At 60.7% G+C, this 13,988-nt stretch carries 15 protein-coding genes; 3 read left to right on the top strand and 12 right to left on the bottom strand.

Features of this window, described 5'->3' with window-relative positions:
- Positions 1-40: 40 nt before the first annotated feature.
- The 7 genes from ACSHXH_RS04055 to ACSHXH_RS04085 form a co-directional block, all read right to left on the bottom strand.
- Entirely contained in the window at positions 41-736 is a 696-nt protein-coding gene (locus ACSHXH_RS04055) for a dihydroxy-acid dehydratase (RefSeq protein WP_435670483.1), read from the bottom strand.
- Entirely contained in the window at positions 733-2,496 is a 1,764-nt protein-coding gene (gene ilvD, locus ACSHXH_RS04060; protein ID WP_435670484.1) for a dihydroxy-acid dehydratase, read from the bottom strand. Before ilvD ends, ACSHXH_RS04055 begins: the two co-directional genes overlap by 4 nt.
- 108 nt (positions 2,497-2,604) lie before the next feature.
- Positions 2,605-3,927, bottom strand: coding sequence for an NAD(P)/FAD-dependent oxidoreductase (locus ACSHXH_RS04065; RefSeq protein ID WP_435670485.1), 1,323 nt, complete (start codon positions 3,925-3,927; stop codon positions 2,605-2,607).
- Positions 3,924-4,742 (bottom strand): ABC transporter permease, encoded by an 819-nt coding sequence (locus ACSHXH_RS04070; protein WP_435670486.1) that lies wholly within the window; start codon positions 4,740-4,742, stop codon positions 3,924-3,926. Before ACSHXH_RS04070 ends, ACSHXH_RS04065 begins: the two co-directional genes overlap by 4 nt.
- Before the next feature lie 106 nt (positions 4,743-4,848).
- Positions 4,849-5,739 (bottom strand): ABC transporter permease subunit, encoded by an 891-nt coding sequence (locus ACSHXH_RS04075; protein WP_435670487.1) that lies wholly within the window; start codon positions 5,737-5,739, stop codon positions 4,849-4,851.
- Between the two features lie 3 nt (positions 5,740-5,742).
- Positions 5,743-6,867, bottom strand: coding sequence for an ABC transporter ATP-binding protein (locus ACSHXH_RS04080; protein ID WP_435670488.1), 1,125 nt, complete (start codon positions 6,865-6,867; stop codon positions 5,743-5,745).
- A 69-nt stretch (positions 6,868-6,936) separates the two neighbouring features.
- Entirely contained in the window at positions 6,937-8,022 is a 1,086-nt protein-coding gene (locus tag ACSHXH_RS04085) for a polyamine ABC transporter substrate-binding protein (RefSeq protein ID WP_435670489.1), read from the bottom strand.
- 180 nt (positions 8,023-8,202) lie between these two features.
- Here ACSHXH_RS04085 and ACSHXH_RS04090 point away from each other — a divergent pair, with 180 nt between their 5' ends.
- On the top strand, positions 8,203-8,874 hold the full coding sequence (locus tag ACSHXH_RS04090) for a GntR family transcriptional regulator (protein ID WP_435670490.1): 672 nt from the start codon (positions 8,203-8,205) through the stop codon (positions 8,872-8,874).
- 63 nt (positions 8,875-8,937) lie between these two features.
- Entirely contained in the window at positions 8,938-10,341 is a 1,404-nt protein-coding gene (locus ACSHXH_RS04095) for an aspartate aminotransferase family protein (protein WP_435670491.1), read from the top strand.
- 256 nt (positions 10,342-10,597) lie between these two features.
- On the opposite strand, the gene ACSHXH_RS04100 is transcribed toward ACSHXH_RS04095, so the two are convergent.
- From ACSHXH_RS04100 to pgsA, 4 genes are read right to left on the bottom strand one after another with little or no spacing between them, the layout of a single operon-like run.
- A complete protein-coding gene (locus tag ACSHXH_RS04100; protein WP_435670492.1) occupies positions 10,598-11,368 on the bottom strand; it encodes an FCD domain-containing protein in 771 nt (256 codons plus the stop codon).
- A gap of 59 nt (positions 11,369-11,427) precedes the next feature.
- Positions 11,428-11,874, bottom strand: coding sequence for a molybdenum cofactor biosynthesis protein MoaE (locus ACSHXH_RS04105; protein ID WP_435670493.1), 447 nt, complete (start codon positions 11,872-11,874; stop codon positions 11,428-11,430).
- Complete coding sequence (moaD, locus tag ACSHXH_RS04110; protein ID WP_435670494.1) at positions 11,874-12,119, bottom strand: molybdopterin converting factor subunit 1; 246 nt, start codon at positions 12,117-12,119, stop codon at positions 11,874-11,876. The genes ACSHXH_RS04105 and moaD overlap by 1 nt, the downstream gene beginning before the upstream one ends.
- A 4-nt stretch (positions 12,120-12,123) precedes the next feature.
- Positions 12,124-12,783, bottom strand: a complete 660-nt coding sequence (gene pgsA / locus ACSHXH_RS04115) for a CDP-diacylglycerol--glycerol-3-phosphate 3-phosphatidyltransferase (RefSeq protein WP_435670495.1) — start codon at positions 12,781-12,783, stop codon at positions 12,124-12,126.
- A 131-nt stretch (positions 12,784-12,914) separates the two neighbouring features.
- Between pgsA and ACSHXH_RS04120 the strand changes: the two genes are divergently transcribed.
- The gene (locus ACSHXH_RS04120; RefSeq protein WP_435670496.1) at positions 12,915-13,274 is read left to right on the top strand and encodes an META domain-containing protein; all 360 of its coding nucleotides are present in this window, start codon (positions 12,915-12,917) and stop codon (positions 13,272-13,274) included.
- On the opposite strand, the gene recO is transcribed toward ACSHXH_RS04120, so the two are convergent.
- Entirely contained in the window at positions 13,243-13,983 is a 741-nt protein-coding gene (recO, locus tag ACSHXH_RS04125; RefSeq protein WP_435670497.1) for a DNA repair protein RecO, read from the bottom strand. The genes ACSHXH_RS04120 and recO overlap by 32 nt on opposite strands.
- Between the last annotated feature and the right edge of the window lie 5 nt (positions 13,984-13,988).

Genomic DNA, 13,988 nt, shown 5'->3' on the forward strand with positions numbered 1-13,988 from the left:
TTCTTGTCCGACCCTTTTGGGTGTCGGTTTGATCTTTATATTACAGATCGCCGCGTTCAAATAAACGGCCAAGTCGCGTTTCAAGAGGATCGACTGGTGATTGCGACTGTTCTGCACTTCGCGCTCTGGATGGCGCAGACCTAGCGCGAATGCGTGAAGAAACCGTATTCAAGAATGCAGCGCCCTGTGCGCCGATCAACGGGCTGCCCACAGGTGCATAAAGCGCAACACCGACAAGGTGACTGTCCAGAACAAACGCGCCGCGCCAGTGCTTGGGGTCGCTGCCCGCAAACGCAGCCTCACCGCCACTGGCCATTTGACCAACGCGAAGCCCGCTTAGGTCGCGCTCTTGCAACAGGTCGGTTTGCAGCGCGGATGCCAGATCAGTCAGCGACGGGCTGCCATTCGTTGCACGGCTGACGGTGACAGTCACAAGAACCGGCTCTACAAACGGGCCACCCCGGCCGCTGGACAGGATGTTGCAACTGGCGATTGCGGCAAATCCTCCTGCCGCGGTGCTGCGCAGTGATGTGGGGTCAATGCAGTAGCCTTCAGGTCCAGAGACCACGATTTGCCCACGGACCAGACGGGCCGCCAACAAAGGCGTCGGCTCTGACGTGGATGCGCCTTCGGCCAAGGACAACGCGCCGGGCGTGTCAGTGGGCGTGCATCCCGCCAGTACCAGACATGCCGCGCCCATCAGCGCGGCATGCAGTTTATATCGGCTCGGCGTCACAGATCCGAATACACGTGCTTTTCACCTTCGGCACCGGGATGGGTCACCGCGCCCTTGTAGGTCGGACCCACAAGCTTGGCGAACTTCCAAACGGCACCCGAGGTGTAGATGGTTTCGCGCGGACCTTTCCACTCGGTCTTGCGCTGCGCCATCTCATCATCCGAAACATCCACGCTCAGTGATCCGCTCACTGCGTCGATGGTGATCATGTCGCCATTCTTGAGCAGGGCAATCGGCCCGCCTTGCGCGGCTTCTGGACCAACATGGCCCACACAGAACCCGCGTGTCGCGCCCGAGAAACGACCATCGGTGATGAGCGCCACTTTCTTGCCCATGCCCTGACCGGACAGCGCCGCCGTGGTGGACAGCATTTCGCGCATCCCGGGCCCACCTGCAGGGCCTTCGTTGCGGATGACGATGACTTCGCCTTCCTCATAGGCACGCTGCTTGACCGCCTCGAACGCCTCTTCTTCGCATTCGAACACACGCGCCGGGCCGGTAAAGACCTGACCTTCGGCCGGGATGCCCGCCACTTTCACAATCGCACCTTCGGGGGCAAGGTTGCCCTTCAGGCCGACAACGCCACCGGTCTTGGTGATCGGGGTTGCGATGGGATAGATCACCTTGCCATCCGCTTCGCGTTCGATCAGGTCCAGCTCTTCGCCGATGGTGCGGGTCGAGGCGGTGATGCAGTCTTCGTGGATAAGACCCGCCTTGCGCAGCTCTTTCATCACAACAGGAATGCCGCCTGCATCGTAAAGATCCTTGGCCACATATGCGCCGCCCGGTTTCAGGTCGACGAAATACGGCGTGTCGCGGAAGATGTCGCAGACGTCTTCAAGGTAGAACTCGATCCCGGCTTCGTGCGCAATCGCGGGAAGGTGCAGACCGGCATTTGTCGACCCCCCTGTGCAAGCCACAACGCGGGCCGCGTTTTCCAGCGCCTTGCGGGTCACAACATCCCGCGCGCGGATGTGCTGTTCCACGAGATCCATGACCGCCCGACCCGATGCTTCGCCATATTGGTCACGGGATTCGTAAGGCGCAGGCATGCCAGACGAGTTGAACAGCGCAAGGCCGATCGCCTCGGACACGCACGCCATGGTGTTGGCAGTAAACTGACCACCGCACGCCCCCGCAGACGGGCATGCCACACGTTCAAGCATGTCGAGCGCCTTGTCCGACATCTCGTTGTTCTGGTGACGTCCTACCGCTTCGAACATGTCCTGCACGGTCAGGTCACGGCTGCGGAAATCCTCGGGGATCTCGTCAACCTGTGGCGCGCGGCCCGGAAGGATTGACCCACCATAGATGAACACCGACGGTACGTTCAAACGCACCATTGCCATCATCATGCCCGGCAGGGATTTGTCACAACCCGCAAGACCCACAATCGCATCGTAGGAATGGCCGCGCATCGTCAACTCAACCGTGTCGGCAATCGCCTCGCGCGAGGCAAGCGAGGACCGCATGCCTTCGTGGCCCATCGCAATGCCGTCCGTGACGGTGATTGTGGTGAACTCGCGCGGTGTGCCCATCGCTTGTTTGACACCCATCTTCACTGCTTGTGCCTGACGGCTCAGCGCGATGTTACAGGGGGCTGCTTCGTTCCAACAGGTCGCAACACCAACCAGCGGCTGGTGGATTTCTTCCTCGGTCATCCCCATCGCGTAATAATAGGACCGGTGCGGCGCGCGCTCGGGCCCTTCTGTTACGTGACGGCTGGGCAGTTTCGACTTGTCGAATGGACGCTTGAGCATGACGCTCCTCCCTGATTTTGCTTCCCGTTTGAATAGCGAACAGGGCAACGCGGCACAAGAGACGGGGGTGGGTTTCAACGGATTTCAAAGTGTCTTTTCACGGGGCACTTATCGGTCCAGAAATGCCGCCGCTGCATAGGCTGGGGCAAGCAGCGCACGACGATACGGCCCCAAGGGAAACCGCTTTGGCGGATGGGACAAAAACGCGGGCATTGGGCCCGTGGCTGCGCGGCGCAGAACGCTGTCCGCAATCCTTGCGCCAAGATAGCTGCCCATGGCCACGCCATTGCCGTGATAGCCCATGGCGGCATACAGCCCCGGTTGGTCCGGGACCGCGCCCGCAAAAGGCGTCAGGCTGCGCATCAGACATACCAGCCCGGACCATTCATGGGTAATCTCGACATTGCGCCATTCCGGGAACAGGCGGTGGAAATTCGCCCGGATCGTGCGCGACAGCGCGGCTTCGGCCTTGGGTGTCGCGCGCAATCCGCCGCGCATCCCGAACAGGAACCGCCCGTCCGGCATCAGCCGAAAGTAATGCAGCAGGAACCGGGTGTCGTAGCACATCTGAAGGCTTGTCCAGCCCTGCTGCGCCTGTTCCACCGGGGTGATCGGACGGGTCACAATGATCGACGAATGCACCGGCAGATAGCGCGCGCGCAGCCAGTCGGGCAGGTCTTCGGATGAATAGCCATTGGTGGCAAGGATCACCTTGTCTGCGGTGATCGTTCCCTTGGGCGTAGTGACCCGCCACGCACCGCCGCTTGGCGCGATCGCGGTTGCCGGGCTTTGGCCAAAGATCTGCGCGCCGCTCTTGGTGACGGCTGCTGCAAGCCCGGCATGGTACTTGCCCGGGTTCAGGGCGAACCCGATGGGAATGGTCATGCCACCGTGAAAGGCCCCGGCCATCCCGTGCTGGCGCAGCGCCTCGGGCGCGATGATCTGGGGTGTGACGCCATATGTCGCGCGGGTCTCGGTCACGCTGTTGCGAAGATCGTCCATCGCCCTGGGCGTATGCGCCAAAAGCGTTTCACCGTCTGAATGTCGATCCGCGTCGATCCCGTGATCGGCCAAAACCGCGGCTACATGGTCCACCGCCGCGCGTTCAGCCGCATGCCATGCAGCGCGCTCTGAGTCGCCAAAGCGTTTGCCCATGGTTGCACTGCCAAGCTTGGACCCGCCCAGACAACAGAACCCGCCATTGCGCCCCGATGCGCCCCAGCCGGGCTGTTCAGTGTCCATCACCGTCACTGCGACATCCGATTGGGCCAGCGCCAAAGCCGCGTTCAACCCGGTGAAACCGCCGCCGATGATGGCCACATCCGTGCGATGGTCGCCGAGCAGCTGCGGGTGATCCGTTGGTGGTGCTGTTTCGCGCCACCAACAGGATGCGGGCGTGTGATAGGCGGCATCCTCGTAGATGCGCCTCATGCCGTGCGCTCGGCCATCCGTTCATCGCGGGCTTGTCGCACAGCGGCCTGTTTGGTGATCAATGATGCGGTGATCACGCCAACGGTCACAATCGCAATCATGATCGTGGACAGCGCGTTGATCTCTGGACTGACGCCCAGACGCACCGCCGAGAAAATCTTGATCGGCAGCGTGGTGGCAGACGGCCCCGTGGTGAAGCTCGCGATCACCAGATCATCCAGCGACAGGGTGAATGCCAAGAGCCAGCCCGAGATCACCGCAGGTGCGATGATGGGCAAGGTCACAAGGCGGAACGCCTCGAACGGGGAACAGCCCAGATCAAGCGCGGCCTCTTCGAGTGACTGGTCAAATGTGACAAGCCGCGAGGACACAACAACCGACACGTAGCACATGGAAAAGGTTGTATGCGCAAGCACGATGGTCAGAACGCCCCGGTCCAACCCGATGCCGATGAACAAAAGCAGCAGCGACAGACCCGTGATGACTTCGGGCATCACCAGCGGCGCATAGATCATGCCCGAAAACAGGGTCCGCCCGCTGAACCGACCCGCGCGCACCAGCACAAGTGCTGCCATCGTGCCCAGCACCGTGGCGATGGTCGAACTCATCACCGCGACCTTGATCGTCACCCATGCTGCGTTGAGGAATTCTTCGTTGCGAAACAATTCGCCGTACCACTGGGTCGAGAACCCGGCCCAGACCGTCACCAGTTTGGATTCGTTGAAACTGTAGACCACAAGGATGATCATGGGCACATAAAGAAATGCGAACCCAAGCGTGAGGGATGTGGCGTTGAACCATGAAAAGCGTCTCATCGGGTCACCCCCGTGGTTTCGCCTGCTGGCGCGGACGACGTGTTGGGGGCTCTGCCCCCAAACCCCCGAGGTATTTGAAGCCCAAAGAAACCATGATCCAAACGCATCATCCTTCGGCCTCGCGCTGTTTCTGTTCGTTGCGCTGGAACAGGATGATCGGGATCACGAGGATCAGCAGGAGGATCACCGCCACCGCAGAGGCCACCGGCCAATCGCGGTTGGAGAAGAATTCTTCCCACAGCACCTTGCCGATCATCAGCGTTCCGGACCCCCCGAGAAGGGACGGGATCACAAATTCCCCGATCACCGGGATGAAGACCAGAAAGCATCCGGCGATGATGCCGTTTTTCGACAGCGGTATCGTCACCAGCCAAAAGGCCGAAAGGCGCGAGCAGCCCAGATCTTCGGCGGCTTCGAGCAAGCTGTCATCCATCCGCTCCAGTGCCGAATAGATCGGCAGGATCATGAAGGGCAGGTAGGTGTAGACGATGCCGATATAGACGGCTGTGTTGGTGTTCAGGATGGTCAGCGGTGCGCTGATGATGCCGGCCCAAAGCAGGAACTGGTTCAGCAGCCCTTCGTTGGACAGGATACCCATCCACGCATAGACCCGGATCAGAAAGCTGGTCCAGAAGGGCAGGATCACCAGCATCAGCAGCGTCGGCCGCCATTCCGGCGCCGACCGTGCCATCGCATAGGCAATCGGATAGCCCACGCAAAGTGTCAGCACGGTTGAGATGAACGCGATCTGAAGCGAGCTGAGATAGGCTTTCCAATAAAGGTCGTCGGTGGTGAGGAACCAGAAATTCTCAAAGTCGAGCGCGGCAAAAAACGCGCGAATCCCGCCCCATCCCGCGGCAAAATCTAACTGTGGCATGTAGGGCGGGCGGGCCAGCGCCACATCCGACAGCGCAATTTTCATCACGATCACAAACGGGATCAGGAACAGCGCCACCAGCCACAGATAGGGCACTGCGATAAGGAGGAAGCGGCGCACCCCCTAACGCTCCAAAAGGACACCGGCGGTGTCTGTCCAGCTGATCCAGACCGGATCTTCCCAGGTGATCTGACGCCGCGACAGGCGGCGGGTGTTGGCGGTCTGCGCCTTGATCACATGCCCGGTGGGCAGTTCGACGTGATAGGTCGAGATATTGCCAAGATAGGCGATATCCAGAACCTTGCCCTGCACCTTGTTGGCGGCATTGTCCGGTTCTTCGGCACTGATGCCGACCTTTTCGGGGCGGATGGCGAAATGGATTTCCTGACCCGCATCAAACGTCGTCGTGGTCGTGCCAAGAATATCGGGCTGCCCTTCGGCCCATTGAATGGCAATCTTGTCGCCCTGTGGCTTTGCACGGCCCGACAGGATGTTCACGTCGCCGATGAAATCCGCGACATACACCGAATTCGGGGCCTCGTAGATCTGCGCAGGCGTCGCCACCTGAATAATCTGGCCTTCGTCCATCACCGCAACGCGGGACGCAACGGTCATCGCCTCTTCCTGGTCATGGGTCACGATCACAAAGGTGGTGCCGGTCTTTTCCTGAATGTCCATCAATTCAAACTGCGTTTCCTGACGCAGCTTCTTGTCAAGCGCCCCCAAGGGTTCATCCAGTAGTAGCAGTTTTGGCGCCTTCGCAAGGGACCGGGCCAGCGCGACGCGCTGCCGTTGACCGCCGGAAATCTGATGCGGCTTGCGCTGGGCGAATTTGGTTAGCCTGGTGAGGCGCAGCATCTCGTCGACACGCGCCGCGATTTTGCCCTTGTCAGTGCCCTCGCGCTTCAGCCCGAATGCGATGTTTTCCCAAACCGACAGATGCGGGAACAGCGCGTAGGACTGGAACATCATGTTCACCGCGCGCTTGTTCGGCGGAATCTTGGCCATGTCCTGACCGGCAATGAAAATCTGACCGCTGGTCGGTGCCTCAAACCCCGCCAGCATGCGCATCATCGTGGTCTTGCCACAGCCCGACGGGCCTAGCAGCGCAAAGAATTCACGGGTGTAGATGTCTTGCGTCAGATCGTCGATGGCGGTGAAATCGCCAAACCTCTTGGTCACGTTGCGAAACTGGATCAACGGCTTTTCGTCGGGATCTTCCCACGGAGCAAAGACGGTCTGGGCCACTCTGGACACCTCTGACTGGGGGTATTTGTCCGGCAGGGTAGGCCTACCGGACAAGAAAGCACGCTGGGATCAGGTGCCGGATTTAACGGTGGTCCACATCCGCGTCAGCGACCGCTGTTCGCGCGGCGGGAACGGGGTCACCGTGTAGAGGTTTTCCAATGTCGCTTCGTCAGGATAGATCGCCGGATCGCCGATCACGTCCTCGACGAGGAATTCTTTGGAGGCCTCGTTGCCATTGGCATAGTAGACATAGTTCGACGCCGCCGCCATGTTCTGTGCGTCCATGATGAAGTTCAGGAACACATGGGCCGCGTCAGGGTTCGGTGCATCGACCGGAATGGCCATTTGGTCAAACCACATCAGTGCGCCTTCGGTGGGCGCGTTATAGGCCACATCGACGCCGTTGTCGGCCTCTGCCGCACGGTCACGCGCCTGAAGGATATCCCCGGACCAGCCAAACGCCACGCAGATGTCGCCATTGGCCAACGCGTTGATATATTCCGAGCTGTGGAACTTCTGCACATAAGGGCGCACGGCGCTCAGCACCGCCTCGGCAGCGGCCAGCGCTTCGTCATCCTTGCGGTCCGGCTCAAGCCCCGCATAGGTCAGGGCGGCGGGGATCATCTCGGTCGGAGCATCAAGAAAATGCACGCCGCACGCGGACAGCTTTTCCATGTTCTCGGGGTTGAAGATCAGGTCAAGCGACGCGATCGGCGCGTCGGCGCCAAGGATCTCGGTCACCTTGCCGACATTCACGCCAAGGCCCGTGGTGCCCCACATGTAGTTGATCGAATATTCGTTGCCGGGATCGTACTGCGCCGTGCGCTGTTCGATGGTCGCCCACATGTTGTCGAGGTTGGGCAGCTTGGAGGCGTCCAGCTTCTGGAATGCGCCCGCCTGAATCTGCCGCTGCAAGAACGTGCCTGTGGGCACCACAACGTCATAGCCCGACCCACCGGCCAGCATCTTGGTTTCCAGCAATTCGTTGCTGTCGAACACGTCATAGATCAGGTCGATGCCTGTCTCTTCTTCGAACTTGGCCAAAAGCTCTTCATCGATATAGTCGGACCAGTTGTAGACGCGCACCTCGTCGGCATGGGCCAATGACGCCATCAGCGCGGCACCTGCGGTCAATGTCAGCAGATGGGTTTTCATGAAAGTCTCCCGTTGATCCCAGAGCGCTCGCGGCTCTGTGCATTTGAATTTGATCAAAACTTGCCTGATCTGGCAATAGCTATGATGTTTTCATGCCCGCTGTGAACGTGCAAGATGACTTGTCAGGTGCTGCTATTCGGGCAATGTGCCTAAAGCTGCGGCAGTTTCGAAGGGACAGGCATGGCCGGTCGACAAGTATTGAAATCCGTCTTCGATCCGGTTCGTCTTCCGGCGCATGAACAAGTGTACCGCCAATTGCGCGATCAGGTGCTCTTTGGCGAATTGGAGCCGGGCCAGCCGGTGACGATTCAAGGCCTCACAGACGCGCTGGGCGTCGGCATGACCCCGGTCCGCGAGGCGTTGCGGCGGTTGATGGCGCAGGGCGCGCTTGAATTCCTGGGCAACAGGCGCATTGCGGTTCCTGTGCTGGATGCGCAGGCAATTGGCGAACTGACCATTGCCCGCAAGGCGCTTGAACCGGAACTGGTGCGGCGTGCGGCGCAAAAGGCCGCGCCAGACGATATCGCCCGCCTGACCGAAATCGACGCCCGGCTGGATGATGCCATCCGCCGGGGCGACGTGCACCGCTACCTGGTCGAAAACCACCAGTTTCATGGTGATCTGAACGCATTGGCACAGGCTCCGATCCTCACCGAAATGGTCGACCGACTGTGGCTGCGCTTTGGTCCGTCCTTGCGCGTTGTCTGCGGTCAGGTTGGCACACGCAACCTGCCGGACCGGCACAAAGATGTGCTGGCTGCCCTCACGGCACGGGACGCTGACGCGGCGGCAGCGGCCATGGAAGGGGATGTGATGCAGGGCATGGAGCAAATCCTTCAGGGTGTGACCTGATTCGATTGACTTGCGGTAATTTGATCATATTTTGGCAGCAGCCCGTCCGACAGGAGTCTCGCCATGGCCCAGATCACCAACCACATGCCCACATCCGAATTGCAGGCGCTTGACGCCGCGCATCACATGCACCCGTTTACCCACGGGGCCGGGCTCGCCGACAAGGGCGCGCGGGTGATCACACGGGCCGATGGCGTGTGGCTCAATGACAGCGATGGCAACCGCATCCTTGATGCGATGGCAGGGCTGTGGTGCGTGAATATCGGCTATGGCCGCACCGAATTGGCCCAAGTCGCCGCCCGCCAGATGCAGGAGCTTCCGTTCTACAATACGTTCTTCCAGACCACCCATGTGCCCGCGATTGCACTTTCGCAGAAACTCGCAAAACTCGCCCCCGATGGGTTCAATCAGGTGTTCTATGCCGGCTCTGGCTCAGAGGCGAATGACACCAACCTGCGCATGGTCCGCACCTATTGGCAGGAAAAGGGTCAGCCCGAGCGCAACATCGTAATCTCGCGTTGGAACGCCTATCATGGCTCGTCTGTCGGGTCGGGGTCACTTGGCGGGATGAAGGGCATGCACATGCAGGGCGGCCTTCCGATCCCGAACATCCACCACATCGACCAGCCCGATTGGTGGTCCGAAGGTGGCGACATGACGCCCGAGGACTTCGGCCTTGAACGCGCCCGCCAACTGGAAACCGCCATCCTCGAACTGGGCCAGGACCGCGTCGCGGCGTTTATCGCCGAACCCGTGCAGGGCGCAGGCGGCGTGATCATCCCGCCCGAGACCTACTGGCCCGAGATTCAGCGCATCGTCGACAAGTATGGCATCCTTTTGATCGCGGACGAGGTGATCTGCGGCTTTGGGCGCACCGGCAACTGGTTCGGCAGCCAGACCATGAACATCCGCCCGCATATCATGACCATCGCCAAGGGCCTCAGCTCCGGCTACCAGCCCATCGGCGGGTCGATCATCTGTGACGAGGTGGCCGAGGTCATCAACAGCGTCGAATTCAACCACGGCTACACCTATTCCGGCCACCCGGTCGCCTGCGCCGTGGCGCTCGAAAACCTGCGCATCCTCGACGAGGAAGGTATCGTCACCCGCGTCCGCGAGGAAACAGCGCCCTATCTCAAGGAAAAGTTCGAATCGCTCACCGACCACCCGCTGGTGGGGGAGGCCAAGATCATCGGCATGATGGGCAGCATCGCCCTGACCCCCGACAAAGCCACCCGCGCCAAGTTCGAGGCAGACACCGGCACCGTCGGCTTCATCTGCCGCGAACGCTGCTTCGCCAACAACCTCGTGATGCGCCACGTCGGCGACCGCATGATCATCTCCCCCCCGCTGGTGATCACGAAAGACGAGATCGACATTCTGATCACCCGCGCCCGGCAGTCGCTGGACGAATGTCACGAGCGGTTGAAGGCAGAGGGCCTGATGAAGGCGCGCGTGACAGTCTAACTGTCTTTCATCGCACCAGCGCGGAGCCGCCGCGCATCGGTCGTCTATTGGAGCGCCATTGGTCCGAGCCCAATAGACGACACCGCCCCCCGGGCTGGCGATTTGGTTGGTGTAGGCGCATCGTTCGAATGACTGACGGACTTGGCAACCATAAAGCAAGCGTAGGGTGCGTGCTTGCACGCACCATTCTGTCGTCAAAATTAATCGGTGCGTGCAAGCACGCACCCTACGATATCACCGTTCTGGGGATTAACCCCTAACCCTTCCCCCCAACATGCTCCAGCCTCTGCCGGGCGACTGCCTCGTGCGCCTCGGCCTTGCGGTTGTCCGCCAGACAGGTCTCCACATACGACAGATGATCCACCACCGCCTGCCGGGCGCCCTCGGGGTCGCGTGCTTGCAAGGCCTCAACAATCGCCCGGTGTTGATCCAGCAGCGCGCCCCGCGTGGTCTTTTGGCGGAACATGATCTGCCGGTTGTAGAACACCCCTTCGCGCAGCAATTGGTACATCGACCGCATCATGTGGAGCATGATGACGTTGTGGCTGGCCTCGATGATCGACAGGTGAAACTCCGCATCCAGCGCCGCTTCGTCGGCCGGGCTGCGCTTGGCGTGGGCCGCTTCCATGCGGGCGAACACCGCGCCGATCACCGCGAGATCCGTGTCCGACGCCAACCGCGCCGCGCGTTCCGCCGCCAGCCCTTCCATGTCGCGGCGGAAGGACAGGTAGTCGAACACCGCTTCGTCGTGGTTGGCAAACAGCTGGATCAACGCGTCCGAAAACGCCGACCCCAGAACTTCGGTCACATATACCCCGGCCCCGGCACGGCTGGTCAGCAACCCGCGCTCAGACAGGTCCGCGATGGATTCGCGCAGCGACGGGCGCGACACCTCAAGCCGCTCGGACAATTCCCGCTCGGATGGCAGACGTTCGCCGGGCCGCAGGATACCCCGCAGGATCAATTGCTCGATCTGGCGTGTGACGGCCGTTGACAGTTTCTCGGGCGTGACGGGTTGGAAGGGCATGATGCTCGCAACAGCTAAGGATTGGTCAAATTATATGACCGATCCGGGGGTGTTACAAGCTACCACCGTCGCAGTGCGTCCTCGTCTGCATCCTTGGCGGCAACCCAACCGGTCTCGCCGGTTTGGGCATGTTCTTTCTTCCAGAAGGGCGCGCGGGATTTGAGGTAGTCCATCAGGTACTCCGCCGCTTCGAACGCGTCCTTGCGATGGGGGGCGGCTGTGGCGACCATCATGATCTTCTCGCCCGGCTCCATCCGCCCAAAACGGTGGATCACCAGCGCGTCGCCCAGCGACCAGCGGGTCACGGCCTCGGCTGCAATCGACTCCAGCGCTTTTTGGGTCATGCCGGGGTAGTGTTCGATCTCCATCGCATCAAGACCCCCACCGCCAAAGTCGCGCACCACACCTGTGAAAGTGACAATCGCGCCCATGTCGTGCCGGCCATTGGCGAAGGCCTCGGCCTCTGCGCCGAAATCGAACGGCATGTCCTGAACAACGACCCGCATCAGCCGCCCGTCATCGGCGGAAAGAACGCAACTTCGCGCGCGCCTTTGATTGACGCGTCAAAATCCGAAAGCTCCTGATCCACGGCAACGCGCAGCGCTGCCAGATCGGAAAACGCCAGATCATAGCGGTCTTCACGGGCGCGCAATTCCGTCACCAGATCGGCCACGGTTTCGGCCTCTGTTGTCACGGTCTCTTTCGGCAAGCCGATCCGTTCGCGGACCCATGCGAAATACAACACATCCATCTGGTCAATCCTTCAAAAACGGCACCGCTTTGCGGAAGTAATCCCACCCGGTGATCAGTGTCAGAAACGCAGCTAGCCACAACAGAAGCAACCCGATATTGCCAGCCCACGCCATTCCGGCCTCTTTCCACCACAACCCGTGCAGGTCTTCAATCTCGCCCGCCATGATGCCCGCAAAAATATCGGGGTTCATGCCAATGACCGAGATGCCAAGATAATGTTCAAACACGCCTTGGGCAAAAAGCACCGCAATCGCAACCATTTGTAACGTGGTTTTCCACTTGGCCAGCGGCGTCACCTTGAGCGTGCCCGCCGTATCCCCCAGAAACTCGCGCAGCCCCGACACGAACACTTCGCGGAACAGGATGAAGGTCGCGGGCAGCACCAGCCATGGCGACATCGACGAATAGCCCACGATCACCATCAGCGCGATCACCACCATCGCCTTGTCGGCAATCGGGTCCAGCATCGCGCCCAGCTTGCTTTCCTGCTTCCATGCGCGGGCCAGATAGCCGTCGAACCAATCGGTCACGGCGGCGGACACGAACAGGATCAGCGCGAACCAATCCGCAGCGGGCCGCGAGAAATAAAGAAACATCAGCGCCACACCCGGCGCAGCAAGAAGGCGCAGGACAGTCAGGATATTTGGAACCGTCATCGTCATGCTCTTTACCTATCGCGGCTTAGGGAAACTGAAAAGGCGGCGTTTTGGTTGTTTTGCAAACTTCGATCAGGCACCGTGTCAGGACCATGAGATCACTCGTCTTGCCTTGCCTCTTTTTTGTTGCGGCCTGCATGCCCGAAGACCCTGTTGCGCCAGACAGGGTGACAGGCGGCGTCTGGGCGGTAGAGAGCTTGGACGGGGTCGCGTTGGATGCGCAGGCTTGGATAAAGATTGGTTCGGACGGCACGGTCACGGGGCAAGCACCCTGTAATCGCTTTTCCACCACCCAGACAGCGCCTTTGCCGGATATCGGCTTTGGTCCCATCCTTGCAACGCGGATGGCCTGCCCGGATCTGGACCGGGAAACGGCGTTTCTGGCCGCGTTGAGGCAGGTGACTTCGGGCGCGGTGTCGGGGGATGTGCTGACCCTGTTTATCGCCCAAGACGGGGCTTTGGTGTTCAACCGGGTGCCGGAGGGCGCGGGCGGCTAAGAATGTCCAAATACCGCGCCCGCGCTTGGGGCAGGGGTTTGCCGATCTGCACTGCGGCCAGTTTGGTTTCCAGAAAATACCCCGTGGTCCCCAAACCTGCGGCAATCTCGATATCCGTCAGCGTGCCTTCCCCTTTTAGCGCGTCTGGCAAAGGCAGCATCCGGTCCGCCCACTCCCCCGCGCCTTGGGCGGATACCGCCCGCCCGGACTTGGGCGAGATATAGACCAATCCCTCTGTCGCGCCCGTCACCGCGCAACAGCTCAGATCAAGACCGTATCCAAGATCGTCCAAAAGCGCCGTTTCCCAGCGCAGATAGGCCAGCGGCCACAGCTCGGTTTCGGCCAGCAGGTCCAGCAAGTTCTGGGTCTGTCGATACAGTGCAGGATGCGGTTCGCGCTCTGGTAGCACGAACGCCAAAAGCGCCAAAGCCGCGTTCAATCCGGCCAGCGTCAGGCGGTTTTGCATCGCAATTGCCGCCCGAGAGCGTTGCAGCTCCACGGTAAAGCTGCCCAGATGGTCCTCAAGCCGCGCGCGCCATGCCAGATCAAGCTGTGCACCGGGCTGAAGGATCGGGGCCACCCTGCGCGACGCGCCACCGCGCACCACACCGGCATGACGGCCACGGTCGGGCGTGAACACGTCAATGATCATCGAACTTTCGCCGTGTCTGCGGCTGCTGAGAAGGATACCTGTGTCACGCCAATCCATAAGGC

Source organism: Marivita sp. (assembly GCF_051251565.1).
GTDB lineage: Bacteria > Pseudomonadota > Alphaproteobacteria > Rhodobacterales > Rhodobacteraceae > Marivita.

What these genes read in the sequence shown, in the direction of transcription:
- ACSHXH_RS04095 (WP_435670491.1), top strand. Translation starts at nt 8,938, where the DNA reads ATGGCCCAGATCACCAACCACATGCCCACATCCGAATTGCAGGCGCTT.
- ACSHXH_RS04120 (WP_435670496.1), top strand. Translation starts at nt 12,915, where the DNA reads ATGCCCGAAGACCCTGTTGCGCCAGACAGGGTGACAGGCGGCGTCTGG.
- ACSHXH_RS04085 (WP_435670489.1), bottom strand. Translation starts at nt 8,022, where the DNA reads ATGAAAACCCATCTGCTGACATTGACCGCAGGTGCCGCGCTGATGGCG.
- pgsA (WP_435670495.1), bottom strand. Translation starts at nt 12,783, where the DNA reads ATGACGATGACGGTTCCAAATATCCTGACTGTCCTGCGCCTTCTTGCT.
- ACSHXH_RS04090 (WP_435670490.1), top strand. Translation starts at nt 8,203, where the DNA reads ATGGCCGGTCGACAAGTATTGAAATCCGTCTTCGATCCGGTTCGTCTT.
- ACSHXH_RS04105 (WP_435670493.1), bottom strand. Translation starts at nt 11,874, where the DNA reads ATGCGGGTCGTTGTTCAGGACATGCCGTTCGATTTCGGCGCAGAGGCC.
- ACSHXH_RS04065 (WP_435670485.1), bottom strand. Translation starts at nt 3,927, where the DNA reads ATGAGGCGCATCTACGAGGATGCCGCCTATCACACGCCCGCATCCTGT.
- ilvD (WP_435670484.1), bottom strand. Translation starts at nt 2,496, where the DNA reads ATGCTCAAGCGTCCATTCGACAAGTCGAAACTGCCCAGCCGTCACGTA.
- moaD (WP_435670494.1), bottom strand. Translation starts at nt 12,119, where the DNA reads ATGGATGTGTTGTATTTCGCATGGGTCCGCGAACGGATCGGCTTGCCG.
- ACSHXH_RS04070 (WP_435670486.1), bottom strand. Translation starts at nt 4,742, where the DNA reads ATGAGACGCTTTTCATGGTTCAACGCCACATCCCTCACGCTTGGGTTC.
- recO (WP_435670497.1), bottom strand. Translation starts at nt 13,983, where the DNA reads ATGGATTGGCGTGACACAGGTATCCTTCTCAGCAGCCGCAGACACGGC.
- ACSHXH_RS04100 (WP_435670492.1), bottom strand. Translation starts at nt 11,368, where the DNA reads ATGCCCTTCCAACCCGTCACGCCCGAGAAACTGTCAACGGCCGTCACA.